Source organism: Amnibacterium sp. CER49 (assembly GCF_029846255.1).
Taxonomy (GTDB): Bacteria; Actinomycetota; Actinomycetes; order Actinomycetales; family Microbacteriaceae; genus Amnibacterium.
Window position 1 is genome coordinate 1,212,576 of sequence record NZ_JARVWQ010000001.1, and the last position, 13,078, is coordinate 1,225,653.

The 13,078-nt window shown below is 74.1% G+C and carries 19 protein-coding genes; 13 read left to right on the top strand and 6 right to left on the bottom strand.

The genetic code is table 11. From position 1 onward, the window contains the following. Positions 1–71 precede the first annotated feature (71 nt). The 4 genes from QDR37_RS05805 to QDR37_RS05820 all read left to right on the top strand — a co-directional run bounded on the left by QDR37_RS05805 (position 72) and on the right by QDR37_RS05820 (position 3,189). Complete coding sequence (locus QDR37_RS05805; RefSeq protein WP_279712659.1) at positions 72–512, top strand: helix-turn-helix domain-containing protein; 441 nt, start codon at positions 72–74, stop codon at positions 510–512. Between the two features lie 336 nt (positions 513–848). Next, positions 849–1,841 (top strand): calcium-binding protein, encoded by a 993-nt coding sequence (locus tag QDR37_RS05810; protein ID WP_279712660.1) that lies wholly within the window; start codon positions 849–851, stop codon positions 1,839–1,841. Positions 1,842–2,042: 201 nt separating this feature from the next. After that, entirely contained in the window at positions 2,043–2,717 is a 675-nt protein-coding gene (locus QDR37_RS05815) for a hypothetical protein (protein ID WP_279712661.1), read from the top strand. A 67-nt stretch (positions 2,718–2,784) separates the two neighbouring features. Further along, a complete protein-coding gene (locus QDR37_RS05820; protein ID WP_279712662.1) occupies positions 2,785–3,189 on the top strand; it encodes a nitroreductase family deazaflavin-dependent oxidoreductase in 405 nt (134 codons plus the stop codon). A gap of 13 nt (positions 3,190–3,202) precedes the next feature. On the opposite strand, the gene QDR37_RS05825 is transcribed toward QDR37_RS05820, so the two are convergent. The 3 genes from QDR37_RS05825 to QDR37_RS05835 form a co-directional block, all read right to left on the bottom strand. Then, on the bottom strand, positions 3,203–3,616 hold the full coding sequence (locus QDR37_RS05825) for an ester cyclase (RefSeq protein ID WP_279712663.1): 414 nt from the start codon (positions 3,614–3,616) through the stop codon (positions 3,203–3,205). Between the two features lie 100 nt (positions 3,617–3,716). Then, positions 3,717–4,136 (bottom strand): ester cyclase, encoded by a 420-nt coding sequence (locus tag QDR37_RS05830; RefSeq protein WP_279712664.1) that lies wholly within the window; start codon positions 4,134–4,136, stop codon positions 3,717–3,719. Between the two features lie 117 nt (positions 4,137–4,253). Further along, positions 4,254–4,637: a cupin domain-containing protein gene (locus QDR37_RS05835; RefSeq protein ID WP_279712665.1), complete on the bottom strand. Its 384-nt coding sequence runs from the start codon at positions 4,635–4,637 to the stop codon at positions 4,254–4,256. A gap of 207 nt (positions 4,638–4,844) precedes the next feature. Between QDR37_RS05835 and QDR37_RS05840 the strand changes: the two genes are divergently transcribed. From QDR37_RS05840 to QDR37_RS05855, 4 genes are read left to right on the top strand one after another with little or no spacing between them, the layout of a single operon-like run. Continuing rightward, on the top strand, positions 4,845–5,393 hold the full coding sequence (locus QDR37_RS05840) for a hypothetical protein (protein ID WP_279712666.1): 549 nt from the start codon (positions 4,845–4,847) through the stop codon (positions 5,391–5,393). Positions 5,394–5,442: 49 nt separating this feature from the next. Beyond that, positions 5,443–5,937, top strand: a complete 495-nt coding sequence (locus QDR37_RS05845) for a 2'-5' RNA ligase family protein (protein ID WP_279712667.1) — start codon at positions 5,443–5,445, stop codon at positions 5,935–5,937. 3 nt (positions 5,938–5,940) lie between these two features. Beyond that, complete coding sequence (locus QDR37_RS05850) at positions 5,941–6,495, top strand: GNAT family protein (RefSeq protein WP_279712668.1); 555 nt, start codon at positions 5,941–5,943, stop codon at positions 6,493–6,495. After that, positions 6,492–6,938 (top strand): hypothetical protein, encoded by a 447-nt coding sequence (locus tag QDR37_RS05855; protein ID WP_279712669.1) that lies wholly within the window; start codon positions 6,492–6,494, stop codon positions 6,936–6,938. The genes QDR37_RS05850 and QDR37_RS05855 overlap by 4 nt, the downstream gene beginning before the upstream one ends. 3 nt (positions 6,939–6,941) lie before the next feature. Here QDR37_RS05855 and QDR37_RS05860 read toward each other — a convergent pair whose 3' ends face one another. After that, on the bottom strand, positions 6,942–7,715 hold the full coding sequence (locus QDR37_RS05860) for an alpha/beta hydrolase (protein WP_279712670.1): 774 nt from the start codon (positions 7,713–7,715) through the stop codon (positions 6,942–6,944). A 54-nt stretch (positions 7,716–7,769) separates the two neighbouring features. Next, positions 7,770–8,810, bottom strand: a complete 1,041-nt coding sequence (locus QDR37_RS05865; RefSeq protein ID WP_279712671.1) for an AAA family ATPase — start codon at positions 8,808–8,810, stop codon at positions 7,770–7,772. A 76-nt stretch (positions 8,811–8,886) separates the two neighbouring features. Between QDR37_RS05865 and QDR37_RS05870 the strand changes: the two genes are divergently transcribed. Genes QDR37_RS05870 through QDR37_RS05890 form a run of 5 tightly spaced genes read left to right on the top strand, consistent with a single transcriptional unit; the run spans position 8,887 to position 12,289 of the window. After that, the gene (locus QDR37_RS05870) at positions 8,887–9,504 is read left to right on the top strand and encodes a class I SAM-dependent methyltransferase (RefSeq protein ID WP_279712672.1); all 618 of its coding nucleotides are present in this window, start codon (positions 8,887–8,889) and stop codon (positions 9,502–9,504) included. A gap of 46 nt (positions 9,505–9,550) precedes the next feature. Next, positions 9,551–9,700 (top strand): hypothetical protein, encoded by a 150-nt coding sequence (locus QDR37_RS05875; protein WP_279712673.1) that lies wholly within the window; start codon positions 9,551–9,553, stop codon positions 9,698–9,700. Continuing rightward, positions 9,697–10,053, top strand: a complete 357-nt coding sequence (locus QDR37_RS05880; RefSeq protein WP_279712674.1) for a DUF3566 domain-containing protein — start codon at positions 9,697–9,699, stop codon at positions 10,051–10,053. Before QDR37_RS05875 ends, QDR37_RS05880 begins: the two co-directional genes overlap by 4 nt. 39 nt (positions 10,054–10,092) lie before the next feature. Continuing rightward, positions 10,093–10,989 (top strand): DMT family transporter, encoded by an 897-nt coding sequence (locus QDR37_RS05885; protein WP_279712675.1) that lies wholly within the window; start codon positions 10,093–10,095, stop codon positions 10,987–10,989. A gap of 55 nt (positions 10,990–11,044) precedes the next feature. Then, on the top strand, positions 11,045–12,289 hold the full coding sequence (locus QDR37_RS05890) for an excalibur calcium-binding domain-containing protein (protein WP_279712676.1): 1,245 nt from the start codon (positions 11,045–11,047) through the stop codon (positions 12,287–12,289). Between the two features lie 79 nt (positions 12,290–12,368). Here QDR37_RS05890 and QDR37_RS05895 read toward each other — a convergent pair whose 3' ends face one another. Continuing rightward, on the bottom strand, positions 12,369–13,001 hold the full coding sequence (locus QDR37_RS05895; protein ID WP_279712677.1) for a hypothetical protein: 633 nt from the start codon (positions 12,999–13,001) through the stop codon (positions 12,369–12,371). Positions 13,002–13,078: the final 77 nt, after the last annotated feature.

Here is a 13,078-nt window from a genome sequence, read left to right on the forward strand (position 1 = left end):
CCAAGTCTGAGTTGGTTCGCCCAACCTAGCACCTGGAACCGGTTCGCCAACCCAGGGCTAGGATGGGCGTCATGCCCGTCACGGATCCCAGCGAGGGGCGGTGCTCGATCGCGCGCACGATCACCGCCGTCGGCGAGCGCTGGTCGCTGCTCGTGCTCCGCGAGGCCGCGATGGGCACGACGCGCTTCTCCGACTTCCGGCACCGCCTCGGCATCGCGAGCGACGTGCTCGCGAACCGTCTGTCGAGCCTCGTCGAGCTCGGTCTGCTCGAGCGCACCGCCTACCAGGAGGAGGGCAGCCGCACGCGGACCGAGTACCGGCTCACCGCCGCGGGACACGAGTTCGAGGTCGTCCTCGGGGCACTCGGCGGGTGGGGCGGCGAGCACCTTCCGGCCGAGGCGGACGCGGGCATCCGCTACCGCGACCGCCTGGGTCGGCCCGTGCGGGTGGCCTTCGTCGACGAGGACGGGCATTCGCTCGAGCCGGACGAGGTCGCGGTCAGCCGCCGCTGAGCAGGCCGGGCTCCTCGCGACGACCGCCGTGTCGCGTATCGAAGGAGTCCCGCCTCTCGTCGCACGTCGGGCGGAACGGACCGGAGGAGCGCGGAGCGGTCCGGGCATCACGCATGCCCCGGACTCGAATCCGCTGAGGATCACCCAGGCGCGGGCTCCCCTTCTGGCCGGTTCGACCCGCCGGCGCTCGGCGAGAGACGGGACCCCCGAACTGGGGCGGCGACCCCTCGGAGCGGTGCCCGTGCAAGCGGCCGCTCGTCCCCCACGATCTGCCTCGAGCCGCGATCGCCGCTCGTTCCGGATCCGGTGGGAGTCCCCTTGTTCACTCGTCGTCGCGTGCGCCTCGCCGCGGTCGCGCTGTCCATCCCGTTCGCAGGCGTGGCCCTGCACGCCACCGCCGCGTCCGCGGCGACGCAGCCGACCTGCTTCGGCCACACCGCGACCATCGTCGTGGGCGCGAGCAGCCCGCACGTCGTCGACGGCACCGCCGGCAGCGACGTCATCGTCGTCCGCGCCGCGGGACACGTGATCCACGCCGGCGGGGGTAACGACCTCATCTGCGGCTCGAGCGGCAGCGACGTGCTCGACGGCGGCGCCGGCGACGACCGGATCTCCGGCGGGGCCGGGAACGACACCGTCTACGGCGGCACCGGAAACGATCACCTCAGCGGCGACTCCGGCAACGACGTCCTCTACGGCGGTGACGGCAACGACGTCCTGAGCGGCGGCGAGGGGGACGACCACCTCAGCGGCAACGCGGGCGACGACTCGCTGTCGGGCGGCGACGGCAACGACGTCGAGAGCGGTGGGGACGGCACCGACACCCTGAGCGGCGGCTACGGGAACGACTCCCTGTCGGGCGGCGAAGGGAACGACGTCGAGAACGGCGGTCCTGGGATCGACGAGCTGAGCGGCGGCTACGGCGCCGACACCCTGAACGGCGGCAGCGGTGACGACACCGAGAACGGCGGCCCCGGCAACGACCAGCTGAACGGGAACGGCGGCAACGACGTCCTCAACGGTGGCAGCGGTGACGACACCGCGAACGGCGGCGACGGAAGCGACGACCTCTACGGCGACGGCGGCAACGACCACCTGAACGGCGATGCCGGCGACGACACGCTCGACGGGGGCATCGGCGCCGACACGGACAACGGCGGCGACGGCGCGGACGTGTTCATGCAGGGCTCGTCGGACACCGTCGAGGACCCGAGCAGCGACGACACCGAGACCGCGGACAGCGAGGACGACGGCTCGACCGGCACCACCACCGACCCGGGCACCGGCGGCACCAGCACGGACCCCGGCACCGGCGGCGCCGGCGCCTGAGCGATGCGCGCGAGGGCCGGTCCACGACTCGTGGGCCGGCCCTCCGTCTTTCCGGCCGCACTTCCGCCGCCGCGTCCACCCGTACTGGGGGCGGCACACCCTTCCTTCGATCCGTACCTTTCTCGATGACCGAGACACCTCGGGGGACCGGCAGAGGGCCGCTCCGCACGGCGCGCGGCGCCGGGGAAGGGAAGGCTCCGCATGTCGGGCACCCAGCAGAAGGACTCCGCCCGGGGCTCGGGCCGTCACCGCGGCCCCGGGCGCGGCGTGCGCACCTGGTCGCTCGGCGCACGGATCGCCTCCGCGACCGTCGGCGTCGTGCTCGTGGGAACCGCGTCCTACGCGGCGACCAACTGGCTCGTCGGGCTGAACTCCGGCTCGAGCGCCGAGAGCAAGGCGGGCACCGTCACGAACCTGACGATCACCGCCACGGCCTCACCTTCCCCGGGGAACGCGCTCTTCCCGGGCGGCAGCGGCGACGTCGTCGCGCAGATCAGCAACCCGAACGCGTTCCCGGTGACCATCACGGGCGTGAACCTGCCGACGAGCACCACCTACGCGGCGGGCTACAGCAACTCGGGCCTGACGACCGCGGTCACCGGGTGCGACGCGACCACGGGCGGCACCGGCAGCACGGTCGGCTGGGCGTTCGCCACCGGCACGAGCGGCTCCGCGCACACCTTGACGTCGCCGCTCACCGTGGCCGCGGGCGGGACGCTGACGGTCACGTTCACCAACGACGCGGCGATGGGCAGCAGCGCGCCGAACGCCTGCCAGAGCGCATACTTCTCGATGCCGTCGCTCACGAGCATCGCGGCGAGCGCCGGCCAGGCCACCGCGACCACCTCACCCGCGACGGACGCCTGGACCAGCTGACCTGATCCACGGCGCCCGGCGGCCCTCGTCCTTGCAGGGAGGACCGCCCGAGCGCCATCCTGCGGCCATGGGACGCATCCGTGCCGCGTGGCTCTGGCTGATCAAGCACACCCTGAACCGCCTCACGCTGCGACTCGCGGGCTCCGGGCGTGGTCCGTTCTCGATCGTGCGGCACGTCGGCCGACGCAGCGGCCGGGTCTTCGAGACACCGATCATGGTCGCGCCGGTGCCGGGCGGGTTCGTCGCCGAGCTCACCTACGGCCCGCGGGTGAACTGGTACCGCAACGTCGTCGCGGCCGGCGGCTGCGAGCTCGTGGTGCACGGCGAGACGCACCGCATCGTCGCGGTCGAGCCGTTCCCGACGGCGACCGGCCGCCGTGCCTTCGGGTTCCCGGCCCAGCTCGTGCTCACGCTGCTGCATCGGGAGGACTTCCGGCTGATGCGCGAGGCCGAGGAGGGTGCCCTCGGTTGAGCACCGCGAGCCGTCAGCCGCGGAGCTGCGCCAGCACCCCCTCGGGCGAGTAGTACAGGCGGATCGCCACGATGACCGCGTCCTCGACGTCGAACGCCATGGCGAGGGGGACCCGGACCACTCGGCCCGTCGCCGGGAGGCCGGCGTACCGACCCACGTGCCTGCCGACGAACAGCAGTTCCGCGACGGCGCTCCGCTCGTCGGCGACGAGCCGCACGACCTCGGGGCGCGCGTCGAACTCCTGCTCGTAGTGGTGCCGCACGGCCCGCGTCACCTCGGACGCGCCGCGCAGCGGATGCTCGTCCGCAGCGAGTCCGAACGTGATGTCGGGCGCCAGGAACGGCTCGAGGTCCTGGCGCCCGGCGATCGCCTCCAGGTAGTCGCGGACGACTCCGGCGGCGCTCGGCGTCGTCGTCCCGGTACTCATCCGCCGCACGCGGCTTCGCCGGCGCCTGCCGCGCAGCCCGTGCAGGCACTCGATGCTGCAGAGACGGCGCGCGCGGTCGGCCGGAGGATCCCGGCACCGGTCACGCCGGCACCGGGATCGCGCCGACCTGCGCGAGCAGCGAGAGCACGTCGAGGTGGTGCCGCTCCGAGACCAGTCGGCCGTCCCGCCACTCCTGCCACATCGTCGACCAGACGTGGATCGGGCGCCCGCTCGGCGGCAGGTCGCCGCCCGGGGTCGCGAGGGTGCCGGTGTGGGTGCCGCGCCAGCGGATCTCCATCGCGACCGTGTCCCCGTCGATGAGCACCCGCTCGAGCGTGCCGTGCACGTCGGGCAACCCGGTCCGCCACGCGCGGAAGGCCGCGACGACCTCGTCCGGATCGGTGAGGCGGCGTCCCGTGCCGGCTTCCTCGTAGGAGAAGCCCGGGCCCATCAGCCCCCGTATCGCGTCGTAATCGCCCTCGTTGAAGTGCTCCAGCGATTCGCGCACCAGCTGGTCCATCGATTCCATGGTCCTGTCCCTCCGTCGTCCGATCGACAACGGGGCGCATCCTGCTCCGCCCGTCGGCGGCTGCCAGATGCGAAAGGCCCGGGCCTGCGCGAGGCGTGCCGGTCGACGTCACCGCGGCTTGGCGTAGTCGGCGAAGCCCTGCCAGTCGAGGAAGACGCACGGCTCGCTGCCGACGACCCAGGCGTCATGGCCCGGTGCGATCGCCGCGAAGTCGCCTGGGCCGTACTCCATGCGCTCGCCGTCCGCGGTCTCGACGACCATGTGGCCGCTCACGTAGTAGCCGACGTGCGCCGCCTCGCAGAGATCGGTGCCGGCGATCGGCCCGACGTGCTCCGTCCACCGCCAGCCCGGCTCGAACGTGGCGCGGCCCACCGCGCCCGACTCGAGGTTGACGAGCTGCAGGTGACCGCTGCGGCCCCGGAACGGCCGATCCTCCTCCGGGTGGTCCAGGCTCTTCCGCACGAGCCTGGAGGTGGTGCCGTGCTGGGACATGGCGTTCCTCCCTTCCCTCCGAGCGGAAGGGTCGGCGCATCGGAGCAGCGCCGACCGCTCCACCCACCAGCCGTCGTACTGGCCGAGAAGGCGAACGGCCAGAGGCCTCGGTCCCGTCCGATCGGCTCTGCCGCGTCTTCCGTGCGGTCTGACGTCACGGCACACTGCTCCCACGCGGCCGCGTCCCCGCGGAGAGCGAGGTCCCGGATGGCCGTGTGCACGCGCGCAGCGGCCGCCCTCACCCTTGCGCTGAGCGTGCCGCTGGTGCTCGCCGCGTGCACGAGCACCTCGATCCCCGCGCGGACGAGCGCGCCGAGCGGGCCGGCTCCGACCCGGGCGCCCGCCGTCCGGACGACACGGGCCGCGGCGCCGAGCCCGCCGGCCTGCACGCTCGCCCAGGTCGACGCGCACCCGCTCGGCAGCGGCCAGGGCGCCGCGGGGAACTGGGTGCTCGGGTTCGAGGTGCGCACCCGGTCGACCGCCTGCGCCCTGCCGGCCGCCGCCGTCTCCGTCAGCGGACGGACGGCGAGCGACCCGGTCCCCGGCGGCGCACGCGCGTTCGCGCTCACCGCCGGGCGCCCCCTCCGTGTCGCGCTGCTCGATCCCACCACCTGCTCGGACGGCGCGATGAACGTGACCGCCATCCGCGACACCGCCCGCTTCGTGCCGGTCGTGCTCACACTCCGGGGCGGCACCCGGACCATCGGCCGTTCTCCGGCGCTCCACTGCCGGGGGCCGCTTCTCGAACGCTTCTGACCCCGGGTCCCGCGCGGCGAGCGCGACGAGCACCCCATACGCTCGCGCCATGCCGCACCTCGCTCTGACGCTGGAGCTGCCGCCGACTGCCGCGGGCTTCACCGCGACAGGCGCGGACTGGCCCTGTCACGCCTCCGTCCTGCAGTCGTTCCGCATCGATGCGCCGATCGCGGACGTGGTCGCCCGTGTGCGTCCCCGCGCCGTCCTCAGCGACCCGATCACGGTGGTCGGGGACCACGTCGAGGGGTTCGGGCCGGACCGCGACGTGCCCGTGACGGTGCTGCGGCAGGCGGAGCCGGTCGTCGCGCTGCACGAGGCGCTGCTCGGCGACCTCCTCGCGCTGCCGGGATTCGCGCCCGACGTGCCCGAGTGGGCGGGCGCCGGTTTCCGACCGCACGTCACCGCTGCGTCCTGGGGCTCGCTCGGTGAGGGCGAGGCGGTGACGTTCGACCGGATCGCGGTGCTCGACCTCGGCGCGACGCCCGGTCGCCCCGTCGTCGCCGCGGTCGTGCCGCTCGGCAGCCCCACCGGCCTGTCGGAGTAGGGCGTGGACGAGGCACCGCTCACGCTGCCCGAGCTCGCGGGCGAGCGGGTCCGGCTGCGGGCCTTCGCCGAGCGGGATCTGCCCGCCGTGCTCGAGGCCGCGACCGACCCGCTGATCCCGGTGCTCACGACCGTGCCGGCCGAGCCGGATCGGGCTCTGGCGGCCGCCTTCCTCGAGCGGCAGCACGACCGCCTGCGCAGCCGGATGGGCTACTCCTTCGCGATCGCCGACGAGCACGACCGGGCGATCGGGCAGATCGGCCTCTGGCTGCGCGACCTCGACCGCGGCCGCGTCAGCATCGGCTACTGGATCGTGCCCTCGGCGCGCCGGCAGGGCCACGCCGTCGATGCGCTGACCACGATCACGGCCTGGGGCGCCGGTCTCGACGACGTGCACCGGCTCGAGCTCTCCGTGGAGCCCTGGAACCGCGCGTCGTGGCGGACGGCGGAGCGCGCCGGGTACCGCCGCGAGGGCCTGCTGCGGTCGTGGGAGCAAATCGGCGACGAGCGGCGCGACCTCTTCATGTACAGCCGGCTCGCTGCGGAGGTGCAGCGATGAGCGACGAGCAGCAGTCCGAACCGATCGGTCCGTCGACCGGTCCGGCGACGCCGCCCACGCCTCGCTCGCGCGGACGCGACCAGACCGTCTTCGAGCGCTTCTTCCCGGGCCCCGCTCCGACCGACCCTCGGATCGCGGCCCGCCTCGACGCGCTCGCCCGAGCCGCGGAACGGCGGGCTTCGGATCGCAGGCGGCGGCCGCGGTCCGACGCCGGCTGGGGCGGACCGGCGGCGCCGGCGTCACCGGACCTCGATCAGGTGGTCGACGCGCTGCAGGAGCAGACCGAGGTGATGCGCGCCCTGCTCGAGGCGGACATCGCGATCCGCGACGACGCCCGCGCCACCGCGCAGAACTCGCGCACGTTCGCGATCGCGGGCACGGTGATCGCGTTCCTCACGCTCGTCGCGACAGCCGTGACCGTCGTGCTGGCATTCGCGCCCTGACGGCTACCGCAGGCGCGATGCGATCTCGCGCGTCGTACCGCCCGGATCGACGCCGTGGTCGTGCGACTCGGGGACGACCACCAGCTCGGCCTGCGGCATCGCCGCGGCGAGCCGCTCGCACGCCTCGACGAGGAACGGGAAGGTCGGCTCGCCGCGCAGGATCGTCACCGGTGCCGACACCGCGGTCATCGCCGCGGTGGGCGTCGACACCGCTCGCGTCAGCGTCGCGTCGTAGACGACGGACTGCGCGAGCGGCACGAGCGACGCGAACATCGGGCTCTGCCTGATCTGCTGGACGACGGGTTCCGGCAGGCCGACACCCTCCCGCTGGAAGAGGGTCACCGCGTCCTCCGGACGGCCCTCGTCGACGAGCGCCTGCAGCCGCTCGGGCATGTCCGAGCCGTGGTCGGCACCGAACGCGAACGGCGGCTCGGAGAGGAAGAGCTGCGAGAAGCGCACGCCCTTCGCGGCCGCGAAGAGCGCGAGCACGGCCCCCGACGAGTGCCCGAGCACCGCGGCGTCGCCGCCGAGCTCGTGGAGCACCGCCTCGAGGTCCTCCACCTCGCGCTCCGCTGCATAGGGCGCGGTGTCACCGCTCCCGCCGCGGCCCCGTCGGTCGACCGTGACACCCCGGTAGCCCGCCTCGGCGAGCGCGGCGGCGAGCGGCTCCCCGGCCGCTGCGGTCGAGAAGGCACCGCCGACGATGATCACCGGCGTGCCGTCGCCGATCGTGTCGAACGCGATGCGGGTGCCGTCGGCGGAGGTGGTGAGCTGCACGGCTCCATCCGAGCATCCGCGGCCCTCGGCGACAAGACCGCAGGCCGGATCGGCTCAGCCGAGCAGCCAGCGCCGCCAGCGCGACTCGGGCTCGCTGCCGGGGACCGGGCCCTGCCCCTGCCCCTCACCGAGCGCCCGCGCCGCCTCGGTGAGGTCCTCCGCGGTGAGCGTCGTCACGTCGTCGCGGTCGAGGGACTCGGGGCCGCGCTCCCGGTCCCGGGTGAGCCGCAGCGCCTGGCGGTTGAGCGCCTGCTCGAACAGGGTCCGCACGAAGCGCGCGTTGCCCGACTCACCACCCTGCTTGAGGCCGCCGAGGATCCGTCGCAGCGCCACCTCGGCACCGGGCTCGAGCGTGTACTCGTGCTGCGCGAGCACGCTGGCGAAGATCGCCTCGAGCTCGTCGGTCGAGTAGTCGGGGAAGGTGATCTCTCGCGCGAACCGGGACCGCAGCCCGGGGTTCGACAGCAGGAACGACTCCATGAGCCGCGGGTAGCCGGCGACGATGACGACGAGGCGGTGGCGGTGGTCCTCCATCCGCTTCAGCAGCACCTCGATCGCCTCCGGCCCGAAGTCGAGCCGCCCCTCCCCCTCGGGGGCGAGCGAGTACGCCTCGTCGATGAAGAGCACGCCGTCGAGCGCGCGCCGGATGACGCGGTCGGTCTTGATCGCGGTCGCTCCGACGTACTGGCCGACGAGGCCCGCCCGGTCGACCTCGACGAGGTGCCCCTTCGACAGCAGCCCGACCGCGCGGTACATCTCGGCGAGGAGCCGCGCGACCGTCGTCTTGCCGGTGCCCGGGTTGCCGAGGAACACGAGGTGCTGCGAGGTCGCGACCTCCGGCAGGCCGTGCGCCTTCCGCCGGGCCTGCACCTGCAGGAACGCGACGAGCGCGCGCACCTGCTCCTTCACCGTCTCGAGCCCGACGAGCGCGTCGAGGTCGGCCTGCACGGCGGCGAGCGGTCGGGCAGGACCGGGCCGCGGACCGAGGAGGTCGCCGAGGACGCCGCCGCCCTCGACGCCGGGCCGAGGGAGCTGCTCGTTCAGTCGGCTGAGCGTCTCCCGCAGCTCGGAGAGGGGGTTGCGGCCGGAGGGCATGCCGGGAGCCTAGGTCCGGGATGCGGGCCCACCGCGTCCTCCCCGCACATGCCCTGCTGGGCACCAGGATGGGCGCGTGGACGCGCACCAGTGGGACGCCCGCTACGCGGCGGCGGCCGCGTCGGGGATCTGGGCGCATGCGGCTCCGCGGATCGTGCAGGAGGTCGTCGCGACCCTGCCGCCCGGCCGGGCGCTCGACCTGGGCTGCGGTGACGGCCGCACCACGCGGCTGCTGGCGGCGCGCGGCTGGACGGTGACGGCGGTCGACTTCTCCGCCGAGGCCCTCGCGATCGCGGTCCGCGTCACGACGGAGGCCGCCGATCGCGTGACCTGGCTGCAGGCGGACGTCACGACGCTCGCCCCACGGGCCGGGCAGCACCTCGTCGTGGCCACCTACCTGCACCTGCCGGAGCCGGCGCTGCGCCGCGTGCTCGCCACGGCGGCCGCCTCCCTCGTGCCGGGCGGCACGCTGCTCGTGCTCGGCCACGACGTCGAGAACCTCGCCACCGGCGCCCCGGGACCCACCGATCCCTCGCTCCTGTACACCCCCGAGCTGCTCGCCGGCGCGGTGGGCGGACTCGAGGTGGTGCGCTGCGAGCGGGTGCGGCGCGGACCGGACGACGCGGAGACGCACGGGCCCGTCTCCGGCGGCGAGGCGGTCGACACCGTCCTGGTCGCCACCGCCCCGGCCTGACGCGCATCTTCGCGGTGTCTCACCGCGGGGTGCGTAGACCGGAGGCATGGATGATCTCCTCCACCTCGCGCCGCTGCTGCTCGTCGCCTGGGCGGCGAGCGCGGTGGCCGTCGCGCTCATCGTGGGCCGTGCCGTGCGCATCGCCGAGGCGCGCGCCGTGCATCCCGTGCGCCTGCGCCGCGGCCGCCGCCGGTGAGCGGCCCCTCGCGCACCCTCCGGCTCACGGCGGCCTGGATCGGCCTCGGCTCCTGCCTGCGGACCGGCCTGCTCGGCGGCGCGCTGACCGGCGGGGTCGTGTTCCTCGCCTCCATCGTGCTCTGGCTGATCGCGGCGTCGGGCCTGCAGCAGGCGATCGGCGCCGCCTTCTCCTCGTCCCGGGCGCAGATCGACCAGGCGCTCGGGCTCGGCACGGGGCTCACGGTCTCGCTCGTGCTCGCGGTGCTCGCCGGCGTCGCGGTCGTGCTCGCTGCCGTGCTGCTGCCCCTGCTCTACGCGCTGCTCGCGCGCCGCACCCGCGGCATCACCGTCACCCTCGTGTCGGCGGAGTGAGCGCCGGGCCTGCCAGCATGGGGGCGTGAGGACGCGAGCGTGACCCGGCGCGGCTGGGTGCTCTTCCTCGCGCTCGGCATCATCTGGGGCATCCCCTACCTCTTCATCCGCCTCGCGGTGCGGGAGCTCGACCCCGTCGTGCTGGCGTTCGGTCGCACCGTGATCGGCTCGCTGATCCTGCTGCCGCTCGCGCTCCGCGCCCGGGGGCTGCGCCCGCTGCTGCGGCGCTGGAAGCCGCTGCTCGCCTACACGGTCGCCGAGATCGTCGGCCCGTGGGTGCTGCTCGGGCACGCGGAGACACGGCTGAACAGCTCGACGACCGGACTGCTCATCGCGACGGTGCCGATCGCGGCCGCCGTGCTCGTCACCGTCCTCGGCCACGACCGGCTCGACGCCCGTCGCGTCGCCGGCCTGCTCGTCGGGTTCTGCGGGGTCGGGCTGCTCGTCGGCCTCGACTTCCGACCCACCGACCTCACCGCCGTGCTCGAGGTGCTGCTCGTCGTGATCGGCTACGCCGTCGGACCGATCATCATCACGCGGTTCCTCGCCGACCTGCCGAGCATCGGCGTGGTCACCGGCTCGCTCGTCGTCTCGGCCGTCGTGTACGCGCCGTTCGCGCTGCCACGGTGGCCGGCGTCGGTCTCCCCGGTGGCGATCGGCTCGGTGGTGGTGCTCGCCGTCGTCTGCACGGCCACGGCGTTCCTCGTCATGTTCGCGCTCATCGCCGAGGCGGGACCGGCCCGCACGAGCCTCATCACCTATGTGAACCCGATCGTGGCCGTGGTGCTCGGCGCGCTCGTGCTGCACGAGCCGATCACGATCGGCCTCGCCGTCGGCTTCCCGCTCATCGTCGCGGGCTCCGTGCTCGGCACGTGGCGCAACCGCGCCGCCGCGCCTGCCGCGGTGCCCGGTGAGGAGCCGTCCGAGGTCCGCTGAGGGACACGCCCCGCCGAGGGGCGGGGCTCGCGCGCGGCGTTCCTACGCTGACCGCGTGCCCGCTCCCCGCCGACGTCCCCCGCACCTCGGCCCCGCCATCGTCGGCGGCGCCGCCGGGCTGCTCGTGCTCATCGCCGGGCTGACGCAGGGGCTCCCGGGACTCGCCTGGTCGATCGGCCTCGTCGCGCTCGTCGCGGGTGTCGTCGCGCTCGCCCGAGGCAGTCTGCGGCTGCTGCGCATCAAGAACCGCGCGGCCGCCGCGGCGGTGCTCGTCGCCGGGCTCGTCGTCTGGGCCGGTGGGGTCGGGGCGTCGGCCGCGCCGCACGACACCGACCTGGCAGCGGCCTCGACCGCCTCCGCGTCCGCTGCGGCGCCGAGCGGGACCGCCGCGGTGCGCACCGCGACCCCGACGACGAGACCCTCGGGGTCGGCCTCGCGTCGCCCGACCGCGGAGTCGCAGCCGCAGGCCGGCACCGCGCTCGCGCTCCTCGCGACCCTCGCCGTGAAGGGCCGCGCGCCGATGACCGGCTACGCCCGCACCACGGACTTCGGCCCGGCGTGGATCGATGTCGACCGCAACGGCTGCGACACCCGCAACGACGTGCTGCGCCGGGACCTGACGGCGACGACGGGATCCGGATGCCGCGTGCTCAGCGGCGTGCTGCACGATCCCTACACGGGACGCACGATCGACTTCGTCCGCGGCCAGGGCACCAGCACGGCCGTGCAGATCGATCACGTCGTCTCGCTCGGCGACGCCTGGCAGACGGGGGCGCAGCGCCTCCCGCAGGCGAGGCGCATCGATCTCGCGAACGACCCGATCAACCTCTTCGCCGTCGACGGACCGACCAACGAGCAGAAGGGCGACGGCGACACCGCCACCTGGCTGCCGCCCGTCACGTCGTTCCGCTGCGTCTACGTCGCGCACCAGGTGAGCGTGAAGGCCGCCTACGGGCTCTGGGTCACACCGGCGGAGCAGGCCGCGATGGCTCGGATCCTCGCCACCTGCCCGACGCAGCGGGCCTACACCTCGGCGGTGGCGCACCTCCTGCCACCGGTTCCCCCGAGCCCCGGGTCGGGGGGCTCGCCCCCGTCGAGCACGAGCGGCTCGACGGCCGGCGCGTCGGGCGGGGGCGCGACGACCACGACCAGCGGATCCGGCTCGTCCAGCGGCTCGTCGGACGTCTACTACGCCAACTGCAGCGCCGCCCGCGCCGCGGGCGCGGCACCGCTGCACACGGGTGACGCGGGCTACCGCTCAGGCCTCGACCGAGACGGCGACGGCGTCGCCTGCGAGTGAGCGCGGGCTCCTCACGCCTCCGTCCGGCTCTCGAGGAGCGCCCGCAGGGCGTGTCCCGAGACCGCGGGAGCGCCGAGCCTCAGCTGTTGAACGTCCAGGTGAGCGGCAGCGACGCCTTGAGGCCCTGGTAGCCGTTGCCGGCCGAGCTCGGGATCGTGACGGTGAAGTCGAAGGACTGGCTGCTGCCCGCGGCGAGCGCGCTGAGGTTCACCGGGCTCGCCTTGAAGCCGGCGAGCGTGCCGTCGTAGAGCGTCGTGCCACCGGAGACGATCTTGAGCCCCATCCCGCACATGTCGGTCGCGCTGCCGTTCACCGCACCGTTGTTCGACTGCGCGCAGTCGCCGGCGGTGAGCGAGAACGCCTGAGCGGTCACCGATCCGGAGTTCGTGATCGCCACGGTCGTCTTCAGGGACTGACCGGGGATCAGCGTCGTGCTGCCGCCGAACTCGTCGAGCGTCGAGCAGGTCGCCGAGTTCACCGACACGCCCCCGCCGTCGGTGCTGTCGCACGTCACGGTGCCGTCCGAGCTCGCGGCGCGCATCGTGAGCACACCGCTCGCCGCGGTGTTCGTGCCGTTCGTGATGGTCGCCACGAACCCGCCCAGCGTCCCGGTGGTCGAGGCCGCGAGGACCCCCGCGGCGAGCAGACCGCCCGCGAGGACGATCGGCACGAGCTTCTTGCGCGGCAGCGTCGCCGACACGGATCCAGACATGGTTCTCCCCCGAGGGAAGGCCCATCGCTGCGCCGACGGCGCTCCCCCACCACGACGGAACCTTCATGCCCGTTACC